Source organism: Amycolatopsis sp. NPDC005003, assembly GCF_053600695.1.
Window position 1 is genome coordinate 183,942 of sequence record NZ_JBSGAI010000007.1, and the last position, 25,984, is coordinate 209,925.

At 70.0% G+C, this 25,984-nt stretch carries 24 protein-coding genes and 1 tRNA gene; 15 read left to right on the top strand and 10 right to left on the bottom strand.

Annotated features, from left to right (window positions below; translation table 11 throughout):
* Nucleotides 1-18 precede the first annotated feature (18 nt).
* Nucleotides 19-1,059, bottom strand: coding sequence for a trans-sulfuration enzyme family protein (locus ACWED2_RS11155; protein WP_449690292.1), 1,041 nt, complete (start codon nt 1,057-1,059; stop codon nt 19-21).
* 84 nt (nt 1,060-1,143) lie between these two features.
* On the bottom strand, nt 1,144-4,362 hold the full coding sequence (locus ACWED2_RS11160; protein ID WP_449690293.1) for a penicillin acylase family protein: 3,219 nt from the start codon (nt 4,360-4,362) through the stop codon (nt 1,144-1,146).
* Between the two features lie 142 nt (nt 4,363-4,504).
* On the opposite strand from ACWED2_RS11160, the gene ACWED2_RS11165 reads away from it, so the two are divergent.
* The 3 genes from ACWED2_RS11165 to ACWED2_RS11175 all read left to right on the top strand — a co-directional run bounded on the left by ACWED2_RS11165 (nt 4,505) and on the right by ACWED2_RS11175 (nt 6,624).
* Entirely contained in the window at nt 4,505-4,879 is a 375-nt protein-coding gene (locus tag ACWED2_RS11165; protein WP_449690294.1) for an FKBP-type peptidyl-prolyl cis-trans isomerase, read from the top strand.
* 145 nt (nt 4,880-5,024) lie between these two features.
* The gene (locus tag ACWED2_RS11170; protein ID WP_449690295.1) at nt 5,025-5,777 is read left to right on the top strand and encodes a S1 family peptidase; all 753 of its coding nucleotides are present in this window, start codon (nt 5,025-5,027) and stop codon (nt 5,775-5,777) included.
* 115 nt (nt 5,778-5,892) lie between these two features.
* Entirely contained in the window at nt 5,893-6,624 is a 732-nt protein-coding gene (locus tag ACWED2_RS11175; RefSeq protein WP_449690296.1) for a S1 family peptidase, read from the top strand.
* 166 nt (nt 6,625-6,790) lie between these two features.
* Here the strand turns inward: ACWED2_RS11175 and ACWED2_RS11180 are convergent.
* Nucleotides 6,791-6,873 (bottom strand) — tRNA-Leu (locus tag ACWED2_RS11180).
* A 130-nt stretch (nt 6,874-7,003) separates the two neighbouring features.
* On the opposite strand from ACWED2_RS11180, the gene ACWED2_RS11185 reads away from it, so the two are divergent.
* From ACWED2_RS11185 to pknB, 7 genes are all read left to right on the top strand, one after another.
* Nucleotides 7,004-8,239: a DUF3662 and FHA domain-containing protein gene (locus ACWED2_RS11185; RefSeq protein ID WP_449690297.1), complete on the top strand. Its 1,236-nt coding sequence runs from the start codon at nt 7,004-7,006 to the stop codon at nt 8,237-8,239.
* Nucleotides 8,240-8,339: 100 nt separating this feature from the next.
* The gene (locus tag ACWED2_RS11190; protein WP_003079002.1) at nt 8,340-8,801 is read left to right on the top strand and encodes an FHA domain-containing protein FhaB/FipA; all 462 of its coding nucleotides are present in this window, start codon (nt 8,340-8,342) and stop codon (nt 8,799-8,801) included.
* Nucleotides 8,798-10,195: a PP2C family protein-serine/threonine phosphatase gene (locus ACWED2_RS11195; RefSeq protein WP_449690298.1), complete on the top strand. Its 1,398-nt coding sequence runs from the start codon at nt 8,798-8,800 to the stop codon at nt 10,193-10,195. Before ACWED2_RS11190 ends, ACWED2_RS11195 begins: the two co-directional genes overlap by 4 nt.
* Complete coding sequence (locus ACWED2_RS11200; protein ID WP_449690299.1) at nt 10,195-11,682, top strand: FtsW/RodA/SpoVE family cell cycle protein; 1,488 nt, start codon at nt 10,195-10,197, stop codon at nt 11,680-11,682. The genes ACWED2_RS11195 and ACWED2_RS11200 overlap by 1 nt, the downstream gene beginning before the upstream one ends.
* Nucleotides 11,679-13,148: a peptidoglycan D,D-transpeptidase FtsI family protein gene (locus ACWED2_RS11205; protein WP_449690300.1), complete on the top strand. Its 1,470-nt coding sequence runs from the start codon at nt 11,679-11,681 to the stop codon at nt 13,146-13,148. The genes ACWED2_RS11200 and ACWED2_RS11205 overlap by 4 nt, the downstream gene beginning before the upstream one ends.
* Nucleotides 13,149-13,151: 3 nt before the next feature.
* Nucleotides 13,152-14,498 (top strand): serine/threonine-protein kinase, encoded by a 1,347-nt coding sequence (locus ACWED2_RS11210; RefSeq protein ID WP_449690301.1) that lies wholly within the window; start codon nt 13,152-13,154, stop codon nt 14,496-14,498.
* On the top strand, nt 14,495-16,468 hold the full coding sequence (gene pknB / locus ACWED2_RS11215; protein ID WP_449690302.1) for a Stk1 family PASTA domain-containing Ser/Thr kinase: 1,974 nt from the start codon (nt 14,495-14,497) through the stop codon (nt 16,466-16,468). Before ACWED2_RS11210 ends, pknB begins: the two co-directional genes overlap by 4 nt.
* Before the next feature lie 65 nt (nt 16,469-16,533).
* On the opposite strand, the gene ACWED2_RS11220 is transcribed toward pknB, so the two are convergent.
* On the bottom strand, nt 16,534-16,851 hold the full coding sequence (locus tag ACWED2_RS11220; protein WP_449690303.1) for an effector-associated constant component EACC1: 318 nt from the start codon (nt 16,849-16,851) through the stop codon (nt 16,534-16,536).
* A gap of 263 nt (nt 16,852-17,114) precedes the next feature.
* Here ACWED2_RS11220 and ACWED2_RS11225 point away from each other — a divergent pair, with 263 nt between their 5' ends.
* From ACWED2_RS11225 to ACWED2_RS11235, 3 genes are read left to right on the top strand one after another with little or no spacing between them, the layout of a single operon-like run.
* Complete coding sequence (locus ACWED2_RS11225; protein WP_449690304.1) at nt 17,115-17,438, top strand: hypothetical protein; 324 nt, start codon at nt 17,115-17,117, stop codon at nt 17,436-17,438.
* Between the two features lie 47 nt (nt 17,439-17,485).
* Nucleotides 17,486-17,974: an NUDIX domain-containing protein gene (locus tag ACWED2_RS11230; protein WP_449690305.1), complete on the top strand. Its 489-nt coding sequence runs from the start codon at nt 17,486-17,488 to the stop codon at nt 17,972-17,974.
* 33 nt (nt 17,975-18,007) lie between these two features.
* Complete coding sequence (locus tag ACWED2_RS11235) at nt 18,008-18,208, top strand: helix-turn-helix domain-containing protein (RefSeq protein ID WP_449690306.1); 201 nt, start codon at nt 18,008-18,010, stop codon at nt 18,206-18,208.
* Nucleotide 18,209: 1 nt separating this feature from the next.
* Here the strand turns inward: ACWED2_RS11235 and ACWED2_RS11240 are convergent, their stop codons facing one another.
* Nucleotides 18,210-18,797 carry a DinB family protein gene (locus tag ACWED2_RS11240; protein ID WP_449690307.1) on the bottom strand — a complete coding sequence of 196 codons (588 nt, stop codon included), beginning with the start codon at nt 18,795-18,797 and terminating at the stop codon, nt 18,210-18,212.
* A gap of 89 nt (nt 18,798-18,886) precedes the next feature.
* Here ACWED2_RS11240 and ACWED2_RS11245 point away from each other — a divergent pair, with 89 nt between their 5' ends.
* Nucleotides 18,887-19,816 (top strand): helix-turn-helix domain-containing protein, encoded by a 930-nt coding sequence (locus ACWED2_RS11245; protein WP_449690308.1) that lies wholly within the window; start codon nt 18,887-18,889, stop codon nt 19,814-19,816.
* A 144-nt stretch (nt 19,817-19,960) separates the two neighbouring features.
* Here ACWED2_RS11245 and ACWED2_RS11250 read toward each other — a convergent pair whose 3' ends face one another.
* The 3 genes from ACWED2_RS11250 to ACWED2_RS11260 are packed head-to-tail and all read right to left on the bottom strand — an operon-like array spanning nt 19,961 to nt 22,022.
* Nucleotides 19,961-20,602: a hypothetical protein gene (locus ACWED2_RS11250; protein WP_449690309.1), complete on the bottom strand. Its 642-nt coding sequence runs from the start codon at nt 20,600-20,602 to the stop codon at nt 19,961-19,963.
* The gene (locus tag ACWED2_RS11255) at nt 20,590-21,381 is read right to left on the bottom strand and encodes an ABC transporter ATP-binding protein (RefSeq protein WP_449690310.1); all 792 of its coding nucleotides are present in this window, start codon (nt 21,379-21,381) and stop codon (nt 20,590-20,592) included. Before ACWED2_RS11255 ends, ACWED2_RS11250 begins: the two co-directional genes overlap by 13 nt.
* Nucleotides 21,378-22,022: an aminodeoxychorismate/anthranilate synthase component II gene (locus ACWED2_RS11260; RefSeq protein ID WP_449690311.1), complete on the bottom strand. Its 645-nt coding sequence runs from the start codon at nt 22,020-22,022 to the stop codon at nt 21,378-21,380. Before ACWED2_RS11260 ends, ACWED2_RS11255 begins: the two co-directional genes overlap by 4 nt.
* Before the next feature lie 112 nt (nt 22,023-22,134).
* Here ACWED2_RS11260 and ACWED2_RS11265 point away from each other — a divergent pair, with 112 nt between their 5' ends.
* Entirely contained in the window at nt 22,135-23,454 is a 1,320-nt protein-coding gene (locus ACWED2_RS11265; RefSeq protein ID WP_449690312.1) for an FAD-dependent oxidoreductase, read from the top strand.
* On the opposite strand, the gene ACWED2_RS11270 is transcribed toward ACWED2_RS11265, so the two are convergent.
* Together ACWED2_RS11270 and ACWED2_RS11275 are read right to left on the bottom strand one after the other, a co-directional pair.
* Complete coding sequence (locus ACWED2_RS11270) at nt 23,451-24,104, bottom strand: response regulator (protein WP_449690313.1); 654 nt, start codon at nt 24,102-24,104, stop codon at nt 23,451-23,453. The genes ACWED2_RS11265 and ACWED2_RS11270 overlap by 4 nt on opposite strands.
* A complete protein-coding gene (locus tag ACWED2_RS11275; RefSeq protein WP_449690314.1) occupies nt 24,044-25,867 on the bottom strand; it encodes a histidine kinase in 1,824 nt (607 codons plus the stop codon). Before ACWED2_RS11275 ends, ACWED2_RS11270 begins: the two co-directional genes overlap by 61 nt.
* Nucleotides 25,868-25,984: the final 117 nt, after the last annotated feature.

The window sequence follows — 25,984 nt, forward strand, 5'->3', positions numbered from 1 at the left end:
CCGATTCGGAGGCATGCGTTACGCCGGTAGGGCGATCACCAAGTCGTCCCACAGGTCGTCGGGATCTTCCAGGCCCACGCTGAACCGGATCAGCCCGGGCGGGACGCGCTCCTCGCCCGCCAGCCACGCCCGCCGCTCGACCAGGCTTTCGACGCCGCCGAGGCTCGTCGCCGACCGGATCAGCCGGACCGAGGCGCAGAAGCGGTCCGCCGTCTCGGCGTCAGCGAGGTCGAAGGAGACCATCATCCCGAAGCCCGGGTAACGCACCCGCCGCACCGCCGGGTGCTCGCCGAGCCGCGAAGCCAGCAGCGCGGCGGTGCGGGACTGCTCGGCGAGCCGCACGGGCATGGTCCGCAGCCCGCGCAGCGCCAGCCAGGCTTCGAGGGCCCCCGGCGTCGACCCGACCCGCGTCCGCGCGCCCCGCAGCTCGGCCGCGACGGCCGGGTCCTCGGCCACGGTGATGCCCAGCAGCAGGTCGCTGTGCCCGCCGATGAGCTTGGTCGCGCTGTGCACGACGACGTCCGCGCCGAGCTCGAGCGGCCGCTGCTGCAACGGCGTCGCGAAGGTGTTGTCGACGACGACCCGGCCGCGCGCGGCGGCCGCGATCGTCCCGATGTCCATGACGTCGAGGGTCGGGTTGGTCGGCGACTCCAGCCAGACCAGGTCGGACGTCGCGGCCTCGGCGACCCAGGCCTCGGTGTCGGTGGGGTCGAGCTCGGTGACGGCGAGCTTGCCGAGCTGCTGCGCGTGGGCCAGGACCCCGCGTGTCACGGCGTAGCTGAACGTCGGCACGGCGACCCGTGACCCGACCGGCAGCAGGTCCAGTACCGCGGAGAGGGTGGCGACGCCGGACGCGAACGCCGTCGCGTGCCCGCCTTCCAAGGCGCCGACGGCTTCCTCGAGCGCGTGCCAGGTCGGCGTCCCGTCACCCCGCGCATACGCGAAGTCGCCACCTGCCTGGTACGTGCTGGTGGCGACGAGCGGGGTGTTCAGCGGCTCGCCGGGGCCGTGCGGCCGGCCGGCGGCGATGGCCTTGGTGCGAGGCGTCCAGTCGTCCATGCGCCTCACGGTACGCACCCCCTCGTGAGTGGTAATTCGGGTTAGAACCCGAATTACCACTCACGAGAGCCGCGGCAGAGGACCTCAGTGGGCGTACACCTCGAACTCGTACAGCGAGTAGCCGTACTTGGTGCCGCGCTGCACGCCCTGCATCTTGACGAACCGGGCCGGGGTCGCGGCGAAGGCGAGGTTGTCCTGACCGCCGTCGCCGTCGGTCACCACCGCCGCGTCCGTCCAGTTGACCGCGTCCGGCGAGAGCTGGATCCGGTAGCTCCTGCCGTACGCGGCCTCCCAGTTGAGCACCACCCGCGAGACCTGCTGGACCGAACCGAGGTCGACGGTGATCGCCTGGTCGTCGCTCCAGTCGCTGGCCCACCGGGTCGAGGCGTTCCCGTCGATCGCGTTCGACGCCGGCGAGTTGTAGAAGCCGGTCTCGGCGCTCGTGGCGCTGACCGTCTTCGTCGCCGCCAGGTTGGCGATGTTGTCCCCGCGGTGCGCCGCGTACTCGACGACCTGCTGGAAGGTCGGCCGGTTCTGCCAGCTGATCTTGTCCTGCGTGATGCCGCCGAGCGGGTTCTGGATGATCGAGTCGGCGCACCACTGGTCGCCCGCCGAGCAGTTCGCGTCACCGGGGTAGACGGTGTTCGCGGCCTGGCCGGCGGCCGTGGTCAGCGAGTCGACGAGCGCCTGGCGGCACGCGGTGGCGTCGCCGCCGCCGCAGAACGTCTGCGCCAGCGGGCCCGCCACCGGCTGGCCGAGCACCTGCCGGATGTCCTTGCTGACGTAACCCCACCAGCCGTACTGGAACGACGAGCCCTTGTGGGGCTGGCCGGTGTGCTGGCCGTTGCCGTTCTGCCAGCCGGACGGGCTTTCGTTGATGCCGAGCACGCTCGTCATCGCGTTGTAGGCGGCGTCGCCCATGCCGGGCTTGAACTCGGCCTGGACGAGCAGCGGCCACCAGGCGTCGAAGATGCGGATCGCGTCGGCGTCGGCGTACGTCTTGCTACCCGGCGAAGTCTCCTTGCGCAGGTGGCCGTTCGAGAGCCACGTCTTGAGCTTCGCCTCGGCGTCCGCCGCCGCACCGGTCGTCGGCGTCTTGTCGAGCACCTGCAGCAGCAGCGGCAGCACGCGCTCGGCCCGCAGGTCGGCCAGCGCGGCGTCCGCCATCGCCTGGGTCAGGTTCACCCGGGTGACCTTGGTGCCGCTGGAGATCAGCTGCTTCACCCGCGAGTCGAGCAGGTCGACGCGGTGCACGGCCGACTTGTCCGCGCCGGCCGCGGCGTAGCCGTTGGCCTGGGCGTTGTTCCAGCTGACGTAGTAGTCCTGGTTGACCGACTGCGGGTGCTGCGCCGCCGGCGTGTAGGTCGCGAGGTTGCCCGCCGGGTTCCAGCCGGCCCAGTCGTGGCCCTGGTCGCCCCACACCGGCATGTTCGGGTCCACATCGGACTGCCGCGCCGGGTTGGCCCCGGAGTTGAAGTAGGCGATGTCCTTGGAGTCGGCGTAGAACCAGTTGAAGGTGAAGTTGATGTCGGACGCGGCCTTCTGGAAGTCCGCCGCGGACTTGACGAAGGTCGGGTCGTTCAGCTCCTGGAACCCGATCAGCGAGTCGACCTCGTGGAAGTAGGACGACCGCAGCGCCGCGTACGCCACCGGCTTGCCGCCGACGGTCGCCCGGCTCTGCACCGGCCCGTACTTGGTCCGGTAGCTGCGCAGGGTGTAGGACCCGGCCGCGGTGCCGTCGGCGACCGTCGGCTTCCAGGCGTTCTTGACCTCCACGGTCTCCATCGGGAGGCACTTGCCCTGGTAGGTGTAGTAGTTCGAGTCCTTCGTCGGCGTGCCGCCGTTCGGGTCGCACAGCTGCAGCGCGTAGGTGTCGATGATGTCCTGCGCCGACGTCGTCGCGCTCCACGAGTAGTCCTGGCCGCGACCGAGGAGCGTGTACATGCTCAGCCCGGCGAAGGCCGCGCCGCGCGAGCTGATGCCCGGGCCCTGCAGCTCCTGCAGGAGCAGCAGCTGCGGCGCGAAGTAGCCGGTCTGCGGGCCGAACACGGCGACCGGGTGGCCGCTGGCCGTCTTCGCGCCGGAAACGAGCAGCGCGTTCGACATGCCGTGCTTCTCGCTCAGCAGGTTCGCCGGCAGCACGCCGTTCTCGAACATCCCGCGGGCGGGCTCCTGCTCGGCGGGCGCGGCGACGTCCACAGTGGACGGCGTCGCGGTGGCGGCCGAACCGGTCTGGTCGAACACCAGCGGCTGCGGCGTCACCGAGTTCTTGTCCGGCATCGCCCGGCCGGCCGCGTTGGCCGGCGTCTTGCCGTACGGGAAGGTCTGGCCGTCGTGCAGCGTCTTGACCGCCTCGGGGTCGTCCTCCGAGCGCAGGCTCTGCCACACCTTCTCGCCCTGCACGACGCCGTACTTCTCCTGCAGCGCGAGCTTCGCGATGGCGTTCTGGACCTCGCCGCCGCCGCCCGCGCCGAACTCGGCGCCGATCAGCGAGGCGAGCGCGACCAGGTCGGTCAGCTTGAACGGCTCGATCGAGCCGGCGTTGGTGATCGAGTCGACGTGGCCGGTCAGCACGTACTCGCCGGGGAAGTACCGGCCGTTGTAGGAGTCGGAGATGTACTTGTTGATGCCCTCCACGTAAGCCTGCGCGTCGGCGAGCCCCTGCGCGCCGCGCGGGCCGCTGGCGGCCGTCCGGTCGATCTGCTGCTGCAGTTCGGCCTCGGTGTACGGCGCGTTCGCGAAGAACTGCTGCTCGAGTTCGCGGTTGGCCTGTGCGCCACCGGCGAACGAGGTGACCTGGCCGCGGGCGGCGTGCCGCAGCACGTCCATCAGCCACAGCCGGTCCTGCGCGGCCGCGTACCCGGCGCCGAACTCGGTGCCGGCGCGGGTGGTGCCGGTGATGTGCGGGACGCCGAGCGCCTTGTCGCGCACGATCGTGACGTCGGCACGCGGCTTCGACGTGCTCGCCACCTGGTCGGCCGGGACGCCGAACGAGGAGTCGTTGAAGTACTGGTTGATCGCGCTCGTGGTCAGCGTCTTGTACCCGTTGGCCAGCGAGGAGTACTTCCCGAGCTGGTCGGCCGAGTGCGCCGGGCGGGTGCCGAGCAGCTTGTGCGCCAGGATCTCCGCGAGAGTGGCGCTGCCCTGCTCGCCGGGCGGGAGGATGTCGCTGCACTGCCCCCCGCAGTAGTCGTCGGGTGACAGGGCCGCCTCCGCGGCCGGTGCGGAGACAGCGACCTGGGTGAGCCCGGCCACGAGGGCCCCCAGTGCCGTAACGGTCAGGGCGCGGATGCCTCGTCGCATACCGGGGCTCCCCTCAGTCCAGAAGAGTGACGAAGCGCACGCTACCGAGCAGTAGGCTAAGTGTGAAGACTTTTCGCGTTTCTCCCCTCTTTGGGCGTAGTCCGATCGGCGCAGCGTCCGGGGCGTGGGTACGGTGAGGCCCATGACCTTGGAAAAGCCCCTCATCGACCGCCCGGACGGACCCGCTCCGGCCGACCTCGAGATCACCGACATCACCGTCGGTGACGGCGCGGAGGCCACGGCGGGCAAGACCGTCACCGTGCACTACGTGGGCGTCTCCCACTCGACCGGCGAAGAGTTCGACGCGTCCTGGAACCGCGGCGAGCCGCTGCGCTTCGGCCTCGGTGCCGGCCAGGTCATCTCCGGCTGGGACCAGGGCGTGGCGGGGATGAAGATCGGCGGCCGCCGCAAGCTCGTGATCCCGCCGCACCTGGCCTACGGCGACCGCGGCGCGGGCGGCGTGATCAAGCCGGGCGAGACCCTCGTCTTCGTCGTCGACCTGGTCGGCGTGAACTAGCGCATTTCCGGCAAACCGGCCCCGGCGTACCGCGCCGGGGCCGGATTTTTGCTCCGAGCAGGGCATTCCCGGCCCCCTCGCCGTCGCTACCCTCGCGAGTGATCACCGGCAACCATCGCCGGTGCACGACAAGGGGGATCCACCGATGCGCGTTCGCGCAGTGCTTTCCGCTGCTCTCCTGACCTTGGCCGCCGGGCTCGCCACCGCGGCGCCGGCTTCGGCCGTGGCGAACGGCTCCGACGTCCCGGCGGGCCAGTTCGCCTTCGCCGCGAAACTCACCATGACGGACATCCCGAGGCCCAACGGCACCAAGTACAACAGCGCGTGCTCCGGCGCGTTGATCGCGGCGAACTGGATCATCACCGCCGGCCACTGCTTCCACGACGCCAACCGCAACCGGGTCTCCGGGCCGGTGCCGTACCCGACGTCCGTGCTGCTCGGCACGGTCGACCAGGGCGCACCCGGGGTGACCCGCAACGTCGTCATCGTCTACCAGTCGAGCGCCAACGACATCGCGATCGCCACCCTCGACGCGGACGTCACCGACATCACACCGCTGACGGTCAACCGCGTCACGCCGTCGGTGGGCCAGCTGCTGACCCTCGCCGGCTGGGGCAGCCTCACCGCGGTCAACCCGGCGCCTTCGACCAAGCTGCAGCAGGGCACCGTGCAGGTCGGCCAGGTCGCCGGCGCGACGCTCGGTGTCCGTGGCGTCGCCCCGACGTCGACGACGAGCGCCTGCGTCTACGACTCGGGCGCGCCGTACTTCGTCGCGGCCGGCTCCGGCGGGCAGCTCGTGTCGATCGAGTCCTCCGGGCCGGACTGCCCGCACAACCAGCTCGAGACCACTTCGCGCGTGGACGTCATCGCGGACTGGATCGCCGCGCACACCGGCTGACCCGTCGCCGGGCGTCACCCGATGGACCACCGGGTGACGCCCGGCCAGGGAATTCCCCGCCCGCGGCGGCGGCCCTAACGTCGAACGTCGACCACCGACTCGACGAAGGGGAAGAATGCGCCTGCGCGCCCTGCTCGCCGCTGCCGTTTTGACCGTCTCCACCGCTCCCGCCGCCTGGGCCGTCGCCCACGGTTCCGACGTCCCGCCGGGCCAGTACGGGTTCGTCGCGAAGCTCGCGATGACGAAGATCCCGCGCCCGGACGGCTCGACGTACAGCAGCTACTGCACGGGCGCGCTCATCGCGCCCGCCTGGGTGGTGACGACCGGCCACTGCTTCCACGACGCGAACCGCAACCGGGTGTCGGGCAAGATCCCGTACCCGACGACGGTGACGCTGGGCCTGACCGACGAAGCCACGGAGTCCGGCATCGCCCGCAAGGCGACCGAGGTGCTCCAGGCCGAGGAGAACGACGTCGCCCTGATCCGCCTCGACTCCCCGGTGACCGCGGTGACGCCCCTGACGGTGAGCCGTACCGTCCCGAAGGTCGGCCGGCAGCTGACCCTGGCGGGCTGGGGCAGCCTGACTCCCGACAACCCCAAGCCGGCCACCCGCCTCCAGCAGGGAACGGTGTCGGTGGCGAAGGTGGACCCGACGACCCTGGGCGTCCGCGGCGCGGCCCCGGAGATCACGACGAGCGCCTGCACGTACGACTCGGGAGCCCCGTACTTCACGGGCGACGAGCTGGTCTCCCTGGAGGCAACGGGCCCGAACTGCCCCCACGCGGGCATCGAGACGACGAGCCGCGCGGACGTGATCGCGGACTGGATCACCACCCACACGGCGTAACTTCGCCCAGGGCGAACACAGGTGACGTACCCCACGAGCCGCCTCCCGGACCACGCTGGGAGGCGACGGGAGGCACCGTGGGGGTCCGGGGGGCTCGGCCCCCCGGGAGACATAGGGCAAATGGGAAGAGGCCCGATCGCGCTAGCGATCGGGCCTCTGAACAGCGTGGGCGAGGAGGGAGTTGAACCCTCACGTCCTTTCGGACACACGGACCTGAACCGTGCGCGTCTGCCATTCCGCCACTCGCCCGAGTGCTTCTCTCTGGCAGCGATGAGAAGACTAGCAGGTCGTTTTCGTGGGTTTCACCGGGGGCCGTGTCCGGGCTGGCTCACCCGGATAGGATCGGTGCGGAAGCACACGTGTGAGGAGGTTTTCCCCGGTGGGCCGCGCCGAACGATTCGACAGGCGACTCGAGAACCTGGTGGGGAACACTTTCGCGCGCATGTTCGGTGGCAACGTCGTCACTCAGGAAGTGGCGATCGCCCTGGAGCGAGAGAGTGAGGAGAACGTTCGTGAGCTGGCAGGCGGTCGGCAGCTCGCCCCGAATCACTACATCGTGTCCCTGGGGGCGGCTGACCACGAGCGCATGGCCGGCGACGAGCACCGGGTCACCCAGGTGCTGGCCAAGGCGGTGGCGGAACACCTCGCCGCCGAGGGCCTGGACACCTATGGTGACGTCGTCGTATCACTCGAGCGCAACGAGGCGCTGCATACTGGACAGTTCAAGACCCGTTCGTCCGTCGATCCCGACGCCCGCCCCTCAGGCGCCGGTACACCACGGTCGGCCAGACCCAGCAACGCAGGAGACCCAGCAATGAGCCAGCCCCCCGGCTACGGCCAATACGACCAGGGTGACCCGTACGGCCAGCAGGGCCAGTACGGCTACGGACAGCAGGGTGGCCAGCAGCCCGGGTACGACCAGGGTTACGGCCAGCAGGGTGGATACGACCAGTACGGCGGCCAGCAGCCCCAGGGCGGCGGCTACGACCAGTACGGCCAGCCGCAGCAGGGTGGCGGCTACGACCAGTACGGCCAGCAGCCCCAGGGCGGCGGGTACGACCAGGGCTACGGCCAGCCTCAAGGCGGCGGCTACGACCAGGGCGGCTACGCGCAGCCCCAGGGCGGCGGGTACGACCAGGGCTACGGCCAGCCCCAGGGCGGCGGCTACGACCAGGGCGGCTACCAGCAGGGTGGCTACGACCAGTACGGCGGCCAGCAGCAGGGCGGGTACGACCAGTACGGCCAGCAGCAGGCGTACGGCGCCCCGGCCGGCGACCCGTACGGCCAGCAGCAGGGCGGCTACGGCCAGCCCGCGCCGGGCCGCCAGCTCGCGGCGAGCCTGCAGCTGGACGACGGCTCGAACCGCACGTACTCGCTGAAGCAGGGCGGGAACGTCGTCGGCCGCGGCCAGGACGCGGACTTCCGCCTCCCGGACACCGGGGTCTCGCGCCGCCACCTGGAGATCACCTGGGACGGCCAGAGCGCCACGCTCGCCGACATCGGTTCGACGAACGGCACGACCGTGAACGGCACCCCGGTCCAGACCTGGCAGCTCGCCGACGGCGACGTCATCCGGGTGGGTCATTCGTCCCTCGTGTTCCGTACACAGGGCTGACTCAGGGCACGGAATACTGTTCCCGCAGAATTGACGTGCGGGGGGACCGCGGCGTACCCGCGTCGCGGCTGCGCGGAAGAGTCGGGAGCGGACACACCAAGTGCCAGAGCTGGTCGTACAACTCACCAGGGTGGGCTTCCTCGTGCTGCTCTGGCTCTTCGTGTTCGCCGCGCTCAGAGTGGTCCGGTCGGACCTCTACGCGGCGTCGGGCATGCGCGTCCAGGTGCCGACCTTCGGGCGCAAGAAGGAGAAGAAGCCGCGCAACAGCAAGTCGCCGCAGCAGCTGCTGGTGACCCACGGCGCGCTCGCCGGGACGCGCATCGCGCTGGACGGCCGGCCGATCCTGATCGGCCGGGCCGACGACTCCACGTTGGTCCTCGACGACGACTACGCGTCGACCCGCCACGCGCGGATCGCCCAGCGCGGCGAGGACTGGTACGTGGAAGATCTGGGCTCGACGAACGGCACCTATCTCGACCGGGCTAAGGTCACTGCACCCCTCCGGGTCCCGCTCGGAGTCCCCATCCGGATCGGCAAGACGGTGATCGAGCTTCGCCCATGACTCTCGTCCTCCGCTACGCAGCCCGCAGCGACCGGGGCCTGGTGCGTTCGAGCAACCAGGACTCCGTGTACGCCGGCCCTCGCCTGCTCGCGCTCGCCGACGGCATGGGTGGGCACGCGGCGGGTGAAGTCGCCAGCAAGGTCGTCATCGCCTCCCTCGCCCCGCTCGACGACGACGAGCCGGGCGATGACCTCCTCGCCCAGCTCCGCGAGGCGGTGGCGAACGGCAACGCCGCGATCGCCGAACTCGTCTCGCAGGACCCCGACCTGGACGGCATGGGCACCACGCTCACCGCCGTCCTGTTCGCCGGCACCCGGCTGGGGCTGGTGCACGTCGGCGACTCGCGGGCCTACCTGCTGCGCGGCGGTCAGTTCGCGCAGATCACGCGGGACGACAGCTTCGTCAACGAGCTCCTCGAACAGGGCCGGATCACGCCCGAAGAGGCGGCGGTGCACCCGCAGCGGTCCCTGCTGCTGAAGGCGCTCACCGGCCACGAAGTAGAGCCGAGCCTGACCGTGCGCGAAGCACGTGCCGGTGACCGGTACCTGATCTGCTCGGACGGCCTGTCCGGCATGGTCAGCGACGAGACGCTGGCCGAGGCCGTGCAGATCCCGGACCCGCAGCAGTGCGCGGACCGGATGATCGAGCTGGCGCTCAAGGGCGGCGGCACCGACAACGTCACGGTGATCATCGCCGACGTGGTCGACGTCGACTTCGGCGAGGACGCGCCCATCGTGGGCGGCGCCGCCGGGGACGGCAGCGACGAACGGCACCAGGGCGACTCGCCCGCGGCGCGGGCCAGGGCGCTCACCCAGCCGCCCCCGCCGCCGCGCCAGGAACTGCCGCAGCCCCAGGAAGACCCGAAGGCCCGGCGCCGGAAGCGGTTCCGGTGGCTGGCCGGCGCGCTCGTCGTCCTCGTGGTGCTCGCCGCCGCGGCCATCGCGACCCGCTACTTCGTGCTGAGTCAGTACTATGTCGGCGAGGGATCGGACGGCGAGGTCGTGATCTACCGCGGCGTCCCCGGCAGCATTCTCGGCATCGACCTGCACGCTTACGAGCAGGGGTCGTGCCCGCCGAGCCAGGTGTGCACGGACAAGCTGCGCGTCACCCAGCTCCAGGAGGACGCGCGGCTGGCGGTGCAGAACGGCGTCAAGAAAGACAGCCTCGACGAAGCGCGGAAGTACATCGACGACTTCCTGCAGCTGCGCAAGCGCCTGAACAACTGCGCGCCGGCGGGCGGTCAGCCGTCCCCGACGCCGACCCCTCCGGTCACGCCGACGACGACCACGTCGGCTCCGGCCGGCTCTACTGCTCCGTCGTCGGCGAACCAGCCAGCGGGGAGGGACTGCTCGACGCCGAGTTCGACGGCACCGACGACGGGAGGCGGTAACTGATGAGCCAGCCTGCCGCGCGCGCCGCCGAGCCGCTTGCCGCGCAGTTCCAGACGAACCCGCCGCGCGAGGTCCCGACCCGCCGCGGAACCGAGCTGGTGCTGCTGGGGTTCGCCGCCTTCATCGTCACCATCGCGCTGGTCCTGGTCGAAGCGAACCAGGAGCAGGAGCTGACCTGGTCGATCATCTGGCTCGGCCTCGCCTACCTCGCGATCTTCGGCGCGGCACACCTGGCCGTCCGCAAGTGGGCGCCGTACGCCGATCCCGTGCTGCTCCCCTGCGTCGCGCTGCTGAACGGCATCGGGCTGGTGATGATCCACCGGATCGACCTGGCCCTGGCCGAGCGCGCCACGCAGCAGGGCAAGGACTACACGCCCGCGGTCACCGCACAGGTGCTGTTCACGGTGATCTCGCTCGTGTTCTTCGTCGTGGTACTGATCGTGGTGAACGACCATCGGACGCTGACCCGCTACGGCTACACCGCCGGCCTGGTCGGCATCGTCGCGCTCGCGCTGCCCGCGCTGCTGCCCTCCAGCCTGTCGGAGGTCAACGGCGCCAAGGTGTGGCTGAAGCTGCCGTTCTTCTCGATCCAGCCCGGCGAATTCGCGAAGATCCTGCTGATGATCTTCTTCGCTTCGTTCCTGGTGTCGAAGCGGGACCTGTTCATGGTGGCGGGCAAGAAGCTCGTCGGCGTCGAGCTCCCGCGTGCCCGCGACCTGGGCCCGATCCTGATCGCCGCGTTCGCCTGCATCGGCATCCTGGTGTTCGAGAAGGACCTCGGCACGTCGCTGCTGTTCTTCAGCGTCATCCTGGTGATGCTGTACGTCGCGACCGAGCGGGTCATCTGGGTCGTCCTGGGCCTCAGCTTCTTCGCGGTCGGCTGCATCATCGCCTACAACCTCTTCAAGCACGTCCAGCAGCGCGTCGCGAACTGGCTGGACCCGCTGGCCACCTACGACCAGGCCGGCGGCGGCTACCAGCTCGCGCAGGGCCTGTTCGGGCTCGGCACCGGCGGCGTCGGCGGCACCGGGCTCGGCGCCGGGCGGCCGGACATGGTGCCCGAGGCCAACACCGACTTCATCACCGCGGCGATCGGCGAAGAGCTCGGCTTCATCGGCCTGGCCGCCGTCCTGATGCTCTACTTGCTGGTCGCGATGCGCGGCATGCGCAGCGCGCTGGCCGTGCGCGACACGTTCGGCAAGCTGCTGGGCGGCGGGCTCGCGTTCACCATGGTCATGCAGATCTTCGTCGTCGTCGGCGGGGTCACGAAACTCATCCCGGAGACCGGTATCACCGCCCCGTTCCTGTCGAAGGGTGGTTCGTCGCTGCTCGCGAACTACATCCTGGTCGCGCTGCTGCTCCGCATCTCCGACGCGGCCCGCAAGCCCGCCGCCCGCCCGAAGCCGCAGCAGCAGCCGCAGGCCCCGATCGCGGAGGCGCACACCGTGCTCGTGCAGCGCCCGCCGGCCGAGGGGGGCGCGCAGGCATGAACACCCCGCTCCGCAAGGTCGGCATGGCGATGCTCGTGATGGTCGTCCTCCTGCTGGCCAACGCCACCTACATCCAGGTGGTGAAGGCCGACGACTACCGCACCGACTCGCGCAACGCCCGGGTGCTCTACGACGAGTTCGCCCGCCAGCGCGGCAAGATCGTGTCGCAGGCCAACGGCGAGGTGCTGGCCAGCATCAACCCGTCGAACGACAAGTACAAGTACATCCGGACGTACGCCGACGGCCCGATGTACGCGCCGGTCACCGGCTACTACTCGATCAACTACGGCGCCGGCGGCCTGGAGCGCGCCGAGGACGACGTCCTCAACGGCTCCGACCCGCGGCTGTTCGTGCGGCGGCTGTCGGACATGGTCACCGGCCGCGACCCCAGCGGCGGCAACGTCCGGCTGACCATCGACCCGGCCGTGCAGAAGGCCGCGTACGACCTGATGACGCAGAAGAACTACACCGGTGCCGTCGTCGCGATGGAGCCGAGCACCGGGCGGATCCTGGCGATGGTCTCGACGCCGTCGTACGACCCGAACCAGCTCGCTTCGCACACGTCGAAGGCGCAGACCGACGCCTGGAACGCGAACAACAAGGACCCGAAGAAGCCCATGCTGAACCGGGCGATCTCCGAGACCTACCCGCCGGGTTCGACGATGAAGCTGGTCACCGCGGCGGCCGTGCTCGAAGACGGCAAGGGGCCGGACACCCCGGTCAGCACCGCACCGAACACCAAGCTGCCCAACACGAACGTCACGCTGGAGAACTACGGCGGCGAAACCTGCCCGGGCAACACGTTCAAGGACGCGCTCGCGCACTCCTGCAACGTGCCGTTCGCGGAGTTCGCCGGCCAGCTGGGCGCGGACAAGATGAAGAAGACGGCGGCCAACTTCGGCATCGGGCAGACCGACCTGACCGTGCCGATGAAGGTCGCCCCGTCGACGGTCGGCCCGCTCGACTCGCAGGGCGCGCTCTACCAGAGCGGGATCGGCCAGCGGGACGTCCGGCTGACCCCGCTGCAGGACTGCATTCTCGCGGCCACCGTGGCCAACGGCGGGATGGCGATGAAGCCGCAGCTGGTGCAGTCGGTGCTGGCCCCCGACCTGTCGACGATCGAGGACTACAGCCCCACCGAACTCACCGGCACCGCGGCGCTGTCGTCGTCGAACGCCGCGATCCTCAAGGACATGATGATCGCTTCCGAGGGCTTCACCAAGGGCGGTGGCAAGCGCGCGGACGTCAAGATCGCGTCGAAGACCGGCACCGCCGAGCACGGCACGGACTCCAAGAACACCGCCCCGCACGCCTGGTACACCGCCTTCGCCCCGGCCGACAACCCGCAGATCGCGGTCGCTGTGATCGTCGAGGACGGCGGCAACCGCGGCCTCGCGGCCACCGGCGGCACGGTCGCGGCGGAAATCGGCCGCGCGGCCATCAACGCGAAGCTCGGGGGTGGATAGCGCATGCTGTCCTCCGGTCAGCTGCTGGCCGACCGCTACAAGCTGACGAGCCGGATCGCCGTCGGCGGGATGGGTGAGGTCTGGCAGGCCAGCGACACCCGGCTCGACCGGACCGTGGCGGTCAAGATCCTCAAGACCGAACTCTCCGGCGACGCCGAATTCCTCCACCGCTTCCGCACCGAAGCGCGGATGACGGCGTCCCTCAACCACCCCGGCATCGCCGCGGTGCACGACTACGGCGAGACCATCCTCGACGGCGACCTGTCGATCGCGTACCTGGTGATGGAGCTCGTCGACGGCGACCCGCTGGCCGGGTTGCTGGCCAAGCACGGGCGGCTGTCCGCGGAGTTCACGCTCGACATGCTCGAGCAGGCGGGCAACGCGCTGCAGGCGGCGCACTCCCACGGCCTGGTCCACCGCGACGTCAAGCCGGGCAACATCCTGGTGACGTCGGCCGGGCAGGTGAAGATCACCGACTTCGGCGTGGCGAAGGCGGCCGACGCGGCCCCGGTCACCCGGTCCGGCATGGTCATGGGCACCGCGCACTACATCGCCCCGGAGCAGGCGCTCGGGCAGCCGGCCGAGCCGGCGTCCGACGTCTACTCGCTGGCGGTGTGCGGCTACGAATGCCTCGCCGGGCACCGGCCGTTCCTGTCCGAGAACGCCGTGACGGTCGCGATGATGCACATCCGCGACATCGCGCCGCCGCTGCCGCCGGACGTGCCGCCCGCGGCGCGCGCGGTGATCGAGGCGACGCTGGTCAAGGATCCGCGGCAGCGCTACAACAACGGCGGCGAGTTCGCGGCCGCCGTCGCCGCGGTCCGCGCCGGAATGCCGCTGCCGACGCCGTCCGGGCTGGTCAACGCCACCTACACGACGGGCCAGCAGCCCGTGGTGCCGCCGCAGGTGCAGCAGCAGCCGCCGCCACCGTCGATGCCGGTGCCGATCCCCCAGCAGCAGCTGCCCCCGCAGCAGCAGCCGATGCCGGGCGGCCCGCCGTCACCCGCGATGAACCCGATGATCGCCATCGGCCCGCCGTCCCGCCCCGCTCCGCGGCAGGTCATGCTGCCGGCCGCCCGGAAGAAGACGCAGTGGGGCTGGTGGGCGCTTCTCGCGGCGATCCTGCTCGTTGTCCTGGTGGCGGGCATCGTGCTGGTGGCGAAGATGCTGGGTGCCGGCAACGGCTCGCCGCACAACGGCCAGCCGCAGAGCCAGGTGGTCCCGGGCAGACAGGTGCCCGCGGAGCAGTCTTCGGGCTTCTACCCGGCCGACACCCCCGGCCCGACCGACGATGGCCGGCGAGGCCTCATGACCACACCTTGGACGGAATGGAACGGCATCCAGAGATGAGCACACCCAGACTGCTCTCCAACCGGTACGAGCTGGGCGAAACGCTCGGCTACGGAGGCATGTCCGAGGTCCATCACGGCCACGACGTGCGTCTCGGCCGGGAAGTCGCGATCAAGATCCTCCGTGCCGACCTCGCCAGGGACCCGCAGTTCCAGGAGCGCTTCCGCCGGGAGGCGCAGAACGCCGCCGCGCTGAACCACCCGGCGATCGTCGCGGTCTACGACACCGGTGAGGCGAACACCGAGTTCGGGCCGCTGCCGTACATCGTCATGGAGTACGTCGAAGGCCGGACGCTGCGCGACATCGTCAAGACCGAGGGCCCGATGTCGCAGAAGCGGGCGATGGAGGTCATGGCCGACGTCTGCGCGGCGCTGGACTTCTCGCACCGGCACGGCATCGTGCACCGGGACGTCAAGCCGGCCAACGTGATGATCACGAAGAACGGCGCGGTCAAGGTGATGGACTTCGGCATCGCGCGGGCGATGCACGACGGCCAGGCCTCGATGACCCAGACGGCAGCGGTGATCGGCACGGCGCAGTACCTGTCGCCGGAGCAGGCCCGCGGCGAATCGGTCGACGCGCGGTCCGACGTCTACGCCGCCGGCTGCGTGCTCTACGAGCTGATCACCGGCGAGCCGCCGTTCACCGGGGACTCCCCGGTCGCGGTCGCCTACCAGCACGTCCGGGAGGACCCGAACCCGCCGTCGTCGGTGAACCCGGCCGTGGCGCCGGAGCTGGACGCGGTCGTGCTGAAGGCGCTGGCCAAGGGTCCGGCGAACCGCTACCAGTCGGCGGCGGAGATGCGTTCGGACCTGGTGCGCACCCTCTCGGGCCAGCGCCCGGTGGCGCCGATGGTGATGTCCGAAGACGAGCGCACGCAGGTGATGAACGCCGACCGGCGGCAGCCGCAGCGCTACGACGAGTACAGCGAGCCGGACGATGAAGACCCGAAGGCCAAGCGGCGCCGCCGCACGATTTTCGCTGTTTTGGCAGCGATCTTCGTCTTGGGCTCGGTGCTGCTGATCATGTGGCTGTCGAACGCGTTCAAGAGCAACGACCCGAGCACCGTGGCGATCCCCAACGTGGTGCACCAGACCGTCCCGCAGGCGCGGGAGATGCTGAGCAGCAGCGGGTTCAACGGCAAGATCGAGCAGAAGCCGGTGACCTGCGGGGTGCAGCCGACCGACGGCAGCCCGTCGTGCACCCAGGACGACGTCAACCGGATCGTCAAGGTCGATCCGGCGGTCGGGGTTTCGGTCGCCCCCAACACGACGATCACGCTGTACGTCGGCGTCGCGCCGGGCAAGGCGAACGTGCCGGACCTCAAGGGCAAGACGCGCGCGGAGGCCGAGCAGCTGATCGCCGACGCGAAGCTGACCCTCGACTCGAACGTCCAGGAGACCGAGGTCAGCGACCCGAACCAGGCCGGCCTGGTGCAGACGCAGACCCCGGCCGCGAACTCCCAGGTCGACCAGGGCGCCACCGTGAAAATCACGGTCGGCAAGTCGAAGCAGCTCAAGGCGGTCACCGACTTCACCGGCCAGCCGTACTCGAAGGCCAAGTCGACGCTGGAAGGCCAGGGCTTCACGACGCGGCGGGTCGACCAGCCTTCGGACACGGTGCCGAAGGACACGGTCATCACCCAGAACCCGAACGGCGGGCAGCTGACGGTGGGCAGCCAGATCGTGCTGACGGTGTCGAGCGGTCCGGACAGCTCGAGCCAGATCCAGATGCCGCTCCTGGCCGGGATGACCTTCGACCAAGCGCAGGACAAGCTGTCGAGCATGGGCTGGACCGGCAAGCTGAACCAGAAGTCCGACAAGCAGAGCAACGCGCCCGAGGGCACGATCACGGGTCAGAACCCGCAGGCCGGCACGATGATCAACCGGGACCAGAACGTCACGGTCAACGTGTCGGAAGGCAACGGCTTCCCGTCCATCACCTTCCCCACAACGACAACGTCACGCTGATCCACAGGAAAAGGCCCGCACGGTTCGCCGTGCGGGCCTTTTCCTGTGGTCAGGACTGCCGTTGGTCAGGGCTGGTCGAGAAACCCTTGCACCGCACCGAGAACTTGCTCGGCGTCGCTCGCGGCCCCGAAGTCGAGTTCGAGTTCCTCGGCCGCACCCGAGCGTTTGACCTTCAGCGAGACGCTGGCTTCCCGGTACCGCGTCAGCCACGCGAAAAGCGAGCGGCAGAAGACGCCGGCCGAGGTGCTCGAAACGCCGACCACGACGGAATCGAAGACCTGGACGCGGCCGCGGAGTTCGTCTTCGCCGCGCAGCCATTCGGCGAGCCCCGGAAGCTCGCCGCCGGAGTTTGGCACGGTGATCGCGACGATCCCAGCCGTCACCCGATCTCCCTTCACCCAGAACCGGAGAGGCCACGAACCTTAGTCGGCCGCGCGGTCCCGCTGGAAGCCCGGGCCGGAAATTGAACTCTGCAATTTGCAGTCAGGCAGGACGCGTCGACTGGGGCTTAGGGCCACGCGTTCTCGTCGTAGTGCCTGGGCTGTCTGTTCGCAGGTGGTCAGGGCGGTTTGGTGGGTGGAAGTACAGGGCGGCGCCATGGTGGCGGCGCAGCGCGACGGCGAGGGCGCCGGCGCTGCGTTCGGTCGTGGATTTCAGTGCCGGGGGCGGTGAGCAGGAATGGGACGTCGAGTTCGGTGCCGTCCAGTTCCTCGGCGCGGTGGGTGAGGGCTGCGCCGATGTGGAGGAGTTGGCGGCCGAGGGTGCGCAGGCCGGCGACGTAGGCTGCGTCGTCCGGCTGGAGGGTAAGCAGCATGACCAGCCGCGGGTTGGCCATCTCCGAGTGCCGGTAGAGGTGAGCCCACCCGTCGCCCCGGTGAACTCGTGCCACTCCCGGAAGTCCTGGCCCGAGTCGGCGTCGGTCATCGGCCCGTCGTCCAACGCGGTCATCGAACCCTCCGCTCGACGTTGAAAGGCATAGATCAGCGGGCCTTCGCTCGCCGCCGGTAGCCTCGCCTGGTGGACTTGCTCCCGTTCGACGACTACGTGCGCTCGCTCAACCGCAAACGCATGTCCGCCGGCGTCCTGTTCCGTGACGAGGCCGACCGCGTGCTGTTCGTCGAGCCGTCGTACAAGTCGCACCGGGACATCCCGGGCGGCTCCTGTGAAGAGGGCGAACCGCCCTGGCGCACCGCGGCCCGCGAGACCTCCGAGGAAGTCGGCATCGACCGACCCCTCGGCAACCTGCTGGTGATCGACTACATCCCGGACGACTCTCGAATGCCGGAGGGGATGGCGTTCGTCTTCGACGGTGGCCTCGTCACCGAGGCCGAGATCAAGGCACTGCCGATCACGGACCCCGAGATCCTGTCGGTGGCGCTGCTGCCGCTCGACGTCGCGACGCCGCGACTTAAGCCGGTCCTCGCCCGGCGGATGGCGTCTGCGCTCGACGCTGTGCGTGCCGGTGAGCTGCTGATCTGCGAAGACGGCAGGCGCATAGCGCGATAGTCTCGTTACCGTGCGCACGCAGTCGGAGGACGGATGACCGCTCACAACCCGCTCGCCGAGAACTTGACGCGCATCCGCAAGGCCCGCGACTTCTCGCAGGAAGGGCTCGTCGAGGCCGCCTCAGTCGGTGTCGACACCGTGGCGCGCATCGAGCAGGGCACTCGGACGACTAGTCGCCCCGCCACTCAGGCTCGCCCGGTGGTGGGCGGCTTCTTCGCCCTGCGGACGTTCTGAACTATGTGTCCTGCGTGCGGTCGCCGGTGATACGGGCGGCCTCACGTGCCGCGATCTCGACACGATCGTGGAACTCGGACCACCCGTCGGGAAGGTTGCTGACCGTTGGGTGGTAGCCGGCGTGGCCATCGATGAGCTCGCGGACGATGTCGGCGTGACCGGCGTGCCGACAGGTCTCGGTGATCATGTGGACGAGCATCCACTGCAAGGTCACGTCGCGCATGCCTTCGGGAAAGTGGGGCACGTTGCCGGGTGAGTCGAGATCGAGTGCCGCGATGGTGGCGTCAGCGTGCTCCCACGACCGTTTGTACTGCGCGATGATGTCCTCGCGTGTCTCGTCGGGGCGGGCGAGGAAGTCCTCTGATTGAGTGCGGTCGACCAGCCACTCCCCCGCGTGGGCGGGTCGGTCGAACACTTCGCCGAAGTAGCCGAACTCGTTGCCCGTCAGGTGTTTCACCAGTCCGAGCAGATTGGTTCCGGTCGGGGTGAGCGGCCGGCGCGCGTCGTACTCGGACAGGCCGTCGAGTTTCCACACCAGGACGTCGCGCACCTGCTGCAAGTACAGGTGCAGATAGATTTTCGGATCCACGTCCCGACCCTAGAAATCCGGTACCGCCGCGGTCTTGGACACGCGTGCCGTCTCGATCGACGATGCGTGCCACGTGGTTGGATGGCCGGATGGACTCAGGGCGGGGCTCGGTTCGGCTGGACACCGAACGGTTCGGTGTCGACGCCTTCCGCGACGGCTGGGAAGCGCAGGTCGGCGACGGTTTCACGTTGCCCGCGTTCCACCACGAAGCCACAGCCGGAGCCGTCGTTCGTGGTCTTGCCTCCCGCGTCGGGGACTCGGTCATCACAAACTTCGAAACCGCCACGCATGTACGGGTCGATTCCGCGCTTCCCGACAGTGGCGAACTGCGGTTCTACGTGGTGCATCGTGGCGCCTACATCCTCAGACGTGAACGCGACACGATAGCTGTCGACGCCGGCCAGTTCCTGCTGAGCCGCTCGACTGGGTTCACCGGCTACGACGTCGCCGCGGGCACTACCGCCCAGGTGATCGGGCTGCCGGCCGAGGCGCTGGGCTTGTTCGCCGACGGCACGCAAGCGACCGGCCCGGCCAGCGCCGCGGAGGTTCGTATGCTGCTGGCACACACGAGTGTTGTCCACGCGACACTCGGCGACCTCAGCGATGGCGGCGTCCACGCCAGCCGCAACGCATTGGTGGAGTTGGTCCGCGGGGTTTTGCACGGGTACCTCGACGGCACCGAACCCGGCCTTGCCGGCCCGCTGGTCCACGCGGCCTGCAACCTCGCCGATCAACTACTCACCGACCCGGACCTGACACCAGCGCTGCTGGCGCGCCACCTCAAGGTCTCGCTGCGAACGTTGCACCGGGCCTTCGCGTCAACCGGCGAGCCCGTCGCGGCGTACATCCGCCGACGTCGCCTCGAGCAGGCGCGCCGCGCGCTCCTCTCGCCGTCCCACCCCACGGTTTCGGAGATCGCGGCACACTGGCAGTTCGCCGACAGCAGCCACTTCATCCGGATGTTTCGTCGCTACTACGGCCAGACGCCGGCCCAGTTTGCCCGCGATCACCATCACTGAGCATTTTCAACCTGGGTAGATCGGGTTCTGGACATGGTGCAGGACGAGGATGGCCTGCACCATCGTGGTCGTGCGGGACGGGCTGCAGGAGCGTTCAGCCGGTCCTGCAGGTCATCCCTGAGCCAGTGGCCGACGTAGCACAACTCAAGAGCGGCGGCGCACCAGTTCCGAGACGGCGAAGTAGCTGACGGCCAGCATCGCCACCGCCGTCACCAGGGCCAGTACCAGCGAGCCGGCGACCGGCTCTTCGTCGGTCAGTGCGTGCAACAGCGGGTGGACCAGTGGGATCTTCGCCAGCAGCACGACGACGAGCGTGATCACCGCGGCGAGCACCGTCCAGCCGATGCGGTGGACCAGCAGCCGTGAGCACGGGAGGGCGATCGCGATGCCGAGCACCGCGCACGCGAGGTGCGCGAGCAACCCGATGCCGAGCGCGGCCGGCTGGATCTTGAACGACTTGAGCGCCGACCACACCTCGGTGATCGCGGTGAGGACCAGTGAACAGGCCAGCACCGTCACCACAGCGCCGGTGATCATCCGGCGCCACCGGCGTGCGTGGCTCAGTGTCACCAGGCGCTGCACCGGGTCTTCGATGTCGAGCAGCGCGATCGTCAGCCAGCACGACACCACGAGCAACCCGCCGGCGCTGATGCCGAACAGCGGCAGCGGCGGCGAATGCGGATCGGCGTAGAGGATCACGCACAGCGCGAGGTAGGCCAGCAACGCCGGCAGGTACCGCTGCGAATGGCCGAGCAGCGCGAGGTAGTACCGGGTCATGGCGAGCACGGCGCCACCTCCCGCACCGACCAGCCGCCGTCGAGGGCCCGCTTCAGCACCGCGTCGACGCGGGCGACTTCGACCGTCAGCACCACCTGGGGTCCTTCGGCGACGGCGTGCCGCACGCCCGGCTCGTCGGTCCAGCCGGTGCCGCCGCCGCGCAGCACGATCCGCGTGGTCGGCTCCGCGCTCTCGGCCGTCAGCCGGCCTTCGGTCATCAGGTGGACGACGTCGGCGTGGTCGTGGACCACCTGTGGCCGGTGGTCGGTGAACACGACGCTCGCCCCGCGCGCCCGCGTCTCGGCGACGAGCTCGCCGAGGATCGCGTGCGTCCCGGCGTCGAGGCCGGACCACGGCTCGTCGAGGATCAGCAGGTCGGGCCGGACCATCACGGCCTGGGCGAGCCCGACCTTCTGCGCGTTGCCCTTGGACAGCGTGCGCAGCGGCGCCGTCGGGCCGCCGACGAGGGCGAGCCGTTCGAGCAGCGGGTCGATCACCGAGAGGTCGGCGAGCCCGTGGATGCGCGCCATGTGCCGCAGGTAGGCGCGGGCACCCATGCGCTGGCCGGCCGGGAAGCGGTCCGGCAGGTAGCCGATCCGCGGGGTGCCGCCGATCGTGCCGGTGGTCGGGTGCGAGACGCCGGCCATGATCCGCAGCAGCGTCGACTTCCCCGAGCCGTTGCTGCCGAGGATGCCGACGACGTGCCCGGGCTCGACGGTCAGGTCGACGTCGCGCAGCACGAAGTCACCGCGCCCGTACCGCTTGCCGACCCCCTCCAGCCGGATCACGCAACAGCGGCCTTCTGGAGCGCCTTGGTCGCCCGCTCGAGCTCGTTCACCCGCGCCGGATCGACCGGGTGACCGGCGGTGGCCAGCCAGTTCGCGAGCATCCGGTGGCCGCCCTCGGTGAGCACGGACTCCGGGTGGAACTGGACGCCTTCCAGGGGCAGCTCGCGGTGGCGCATGCCCATCACGATGCCCGATTCGGTGCGCCCGGTGATCTCGAAGACGTCGTCGGCGATCGTTTCGGGCAGCACGGTCAGCGAGTGGTACCGGGTGGCCGTGAACTCCTCCGGCAGGTCCTTGAGGACGCCGGCGCCGGTGTGGCGCACCTGGCTCGTCTTGCCGTGGAGCAGCTCGGGCGCGCGGTCGACGGTCGCGCCGTAGACGACGCCGAGCGCCTGGTGGCCGAGGCAGACGCCGAGCATCGGCGTGCGCGTCTCGGCGCACTTCCGGATGACGTCCATGCTCTGGCCGGCACGTTCGGGCGTCCCCGGGCCGGGCGAGACGAGCACGGCGTCGAACTCGGGAACGCGGTCGAGGTCCACGACGTCGTTGCGCCAGACCGTGCAGTCGGCGCCGAGCTGGGCCAGGTACTGGACCAGGTTGTAGACGAAGCTGTCGTAGTTGTCGACGACGAGAACGCGCATACCGCCGAGCTTACCGGCTCCCAGTCCGTGGACCGTACGCCAAATCACATTTTAAGTAAGGCGACCCTAACTTACCGTGGAGCGAGTGAGCCGATCTCTTCGTGTGGCCGTGGTGGGCGCTGGTCCTGCCGGCATCTACGCCGCCGACATCCTGGACAAGTCCGACGCCGACGTCACGATCGACCTGTTCGAGCGCATGCCCGCGCCGTTCGGGCTGATCCGCTACGGCGTCGCGCCCGACCACCCGCGCATCAAGGGCATCGTGACGGCGCTGGAGAAGGTGCTCTCGAAGCCGAACATCCGGCTGCTGGGCAACATCGACTACGGCACCGACATCAAGCTCGACGAGCTGCGCGAGTTCTACGACGCGGTGATCTTCTCGACCGGCGCGTCCGCCGACCGCGCCCTCGACATCCCGGGCATCGACCTGGACGGCAGCTACGGCGCCGCCGACTTCGTGTCCTGGTACGACGGCCACCCGGACGTGCCGCGCACCTGGCCGCTGACCGCCTCTTCGGTCGCGGTCCTCGGCGTCGGGAACGTCGCCTTGGACGTGGCGCGCGTCCTGGCGAAGACGGCCGACGAGCTGCTGCCCACCGACATCCCGGACAACGTCTACCAGGGGCTCAAGGCCAGCCCGGTCACCGACGTGCACGTGTTCGGCCGCCGCGGCCCGGCGCAGGCGAAGTTCACGCCGCTGGAGCTGCGGGAGCTGGACCACTCGCCGAACGTCGAGGTCATCGTCCACCCGGAGGACATCGAGTTCGACGAGGGCAGCATCGCGGCCCTGCGCGCGTCGAAGCAGATCGACATGGTGGTGAAGACGCTGCAGGAGTGGGCCATCCGCGAGCCGGGCTCCCGCCCGCGACGGCTGCACCTGCACTTCTTCCACTCGCCGGCCGAGGTCCTCGGCGAGGACGGTCGCGTGACCGGCCTGCGCACCGAGCGGACCGAGCTGACCGGCGACGGGAACGTCCGCGGCACCGGCGAATTCCACGACTGGGACGTCCAGGCGGTGTACCGCGCGGTCGGCTACCTCTCGTCGCACCTGCCGGAGCTGCCGTTCGACCACGTGGCAGGCGTGGTGCCGAACCAGGCCGGGCGCGTGCTGGACCTGGACGAGAACCAGCTGCCGGGCGTGTACGTGACGGGCTGGATCAAGCGCGGCCCGATCGGCCTGATCGGCCACACGAAGGGGGACGCGGCGGAGACGATCGCCAGCCTCCTGGCGGACGCGGACACCCTCTCCGCCCCGAAGCACGCGAACCCGGACGCGATCCTCGACTTCCTCGAGACGCGCGGCATCCCGTTCACCAACTGGGACGGCTGGGGCCGCCTCGACGCGCACGAGAAGTCGCTGGGCGCGGCGGCGGGCCGGGAGCGGATCAAGGTCGTCGAGCGCGACGAGATGACCCGCATCTCGCGCGGCTAGGAACCCAGGTACGCCAGGACGGCCAGCACGCGGCGGTTCGTGTCGTCCGAAGCCGTGATGTCGAGCTTCGCGAAGATGTTCGCCGTGTGCTTGCCGACCGCTCCCTCGCTGAAGTGCAGGCGGGAGGCGATCGCCGCGTTGGAGCAGCCTTCCGCCATCAGCGCCAGGACCTCGCGCTCGCGCGGGGTCAACGCGGCGAGGGGATCGGAAGCGTTGCCCGCCACCAGTTTCGCGATCACCTCGGGGTCCATCACGGTGCCACCCGCGGCGACCCGGCGGACGGCGTCGATGAACTGCTCGGCGTTGAACACGCGGTCCTTGAGCAGGTAGCCGATCGCGCCTGTGCCGTCGGCCAGCAGCTCGCGCGCGTACAGCTGCTCGACGTGCTGGGACAGCACGAGAATCGGCAGCCCGGGAACTTCCCGGCGGGCCGCCAGCGCGGCCTGCAGTCCCTCGTCGGTGTTCGTCGGCGGCATCCGGACGTCCACAATGGACACCTCGGGCCGGTGCTCACGCAACGCCGCCACGAGTTCCGGGCCGGTGGCAACCGCCGCGACGACGTCGAAGCCGTGCGCGGTCAGGAGATGCGTCAGGCCGTCTCGGAGGAGGTACTGGTCTTCGGCGACGAGGGTTCTTTTTCGATCTGACAAGGGATCTCCAGGGTCGCCTTCGTCGGGCCGCCGATCGGGCTGGTCAGCGTCAACCTACCGTCGAAGCCGCCCAACCGGCGCTCGATTCCGCGGAGCCCCGAACCGAGCGCCGGGTTCGCGCCGCCCGGGCCTTCGTCGGTCACCACGACCGTCAGCAGCTCGTCCGCGAACCCCACCTCGATGGTGACCCGCTTCGCGCCGTGCTTCGCCGCGTTGCCCAGCAGCTCCGACACCGCGAAGTACACGCACGCCTCCACCGGCTCCTCGACCCGTCCCGGCAACGACCCGGTGACCTGCGCCTTCAGGGGGCTGTCCAGCGCCAGCGCCCGCACGGCGTCCAGCAGCCCGCGTTCGGACAGCACCGGCGGGTGGATGCCCCGGATCAGCACCCGCAGCTCGGTGAGCGCTTCCGACGACGCCGCGCGCAGCTCCGCGGCGAGCCGTTTCGCCGCCGCCGGGTCGGTGTCCACCAGCGCTTCGACCGCGCCCAGCTTCATGCCCATGGCGACCAGCCGGGACTGGATGCCGTCGTGCAGGTCGCGCTCGATCCGGCGCAGCTCGGCCGCCTGCGTGACCGTGACGTCGGAGCGGGTCTGCTTCAGCCGTTCGACGCGCTGGGCCAGCCGGGACGACTCGGTCGGCCCGAACCACAGGCGGGCGAAGCGCGCCTGCTGGCGAGCGAACCACGGTGCCGGCGCCAGTGCGGCGGCCAACGCCAGCAGGATCAACGGCGTCTGCGCGAGCGCGCCGAGGTGTGTCGTCACCGCGGGCAGCGGGAACCACTCCGCGCGCGCGGACACGAACGGCCGCCACAGCCAGAGCTGCGCGAGGCCGGTCATGGCCCAGCCGAACAACGCGAGCGCCGGCAGCGAGCACACGAGCGACACGAGGGTGCTCAGTGCACCGCCCGCGATGTCCCGCCAGGTGGCCCGATCACGCATGATCCACCGCATCCGGGCCTGCTGGACCGGCCAGAACGGCTCCTCGTACAACTGCCTGCCGACCTGGTAGAGCCCGTCGGCGCGAGGCACCGGCAACGCGGGCGGCGGCAGGTACGGACGCGGGATCCGCACCGCCGTCCAGTTCTCCACCTCGCGGCGCAGCGTGTCCGTGGTCGACCGGCTCCACTGCACGACCCGGGCCGCCAGCATCGGGGCGCCGACCATGACGACCAGCTGGATCGCCGAAAAGAGCAGCTGCAACAGAGAAAGCACGAAGATGCCGAACTGGTGGCCGAGGGATTCGAGATGCCGGTGCACCCAGTTCTTGCGCCCGCGCTCCACAGCCGGGCGCGGCCCGAGCCACCAGCGCGTCCACCGGCCGTAGCCACGCAGCACCCGTGGCCCGCCGAGCAGCACGGCGACCGGCAGCAGCACCGTGACGAGCGGGTTGACCAGCTGCCAGGTGAACTCACGCCCGGCCGCCGGGTCTTCCAGCGCCCAGGTGAGCCGGTGCTGCCAGCGGATCCAGAACGCCCGCTTGTAGAGCTGGTTGCCGTCGCGGTACCAGCCGTCGCGCTCGCGCACCGGCTCCGGCGGTTCCGGCCGGTACGGCGAGGCGATCTCGGCGCCGCACCAGCGCGCAGCCAGCGCCCGCGCCACCGAAGACCGGCCACGCGCCCATTCGACCGCGGGGCCGAGGAAGAACACCAGGCCGACGCACAGGAGCGCGAAGGCGATCAGCTCGACGAGCACGTCGAGCCAGCTGAGCAAGGAGAAGGCGGCCAGCGCCAGCGCCCGGCCCAGCGCACGCAGGTACGGCATCCGGCACCTCCTTCCCCCGCGATCCTCGCCGATCGGCGCGCGCCCGCGCACTGCCCGAAGCCCCACGAACGGGGTGGGCCCAGCCCCACCCCCGCTTCAGCAAAACGCTACCTGAGC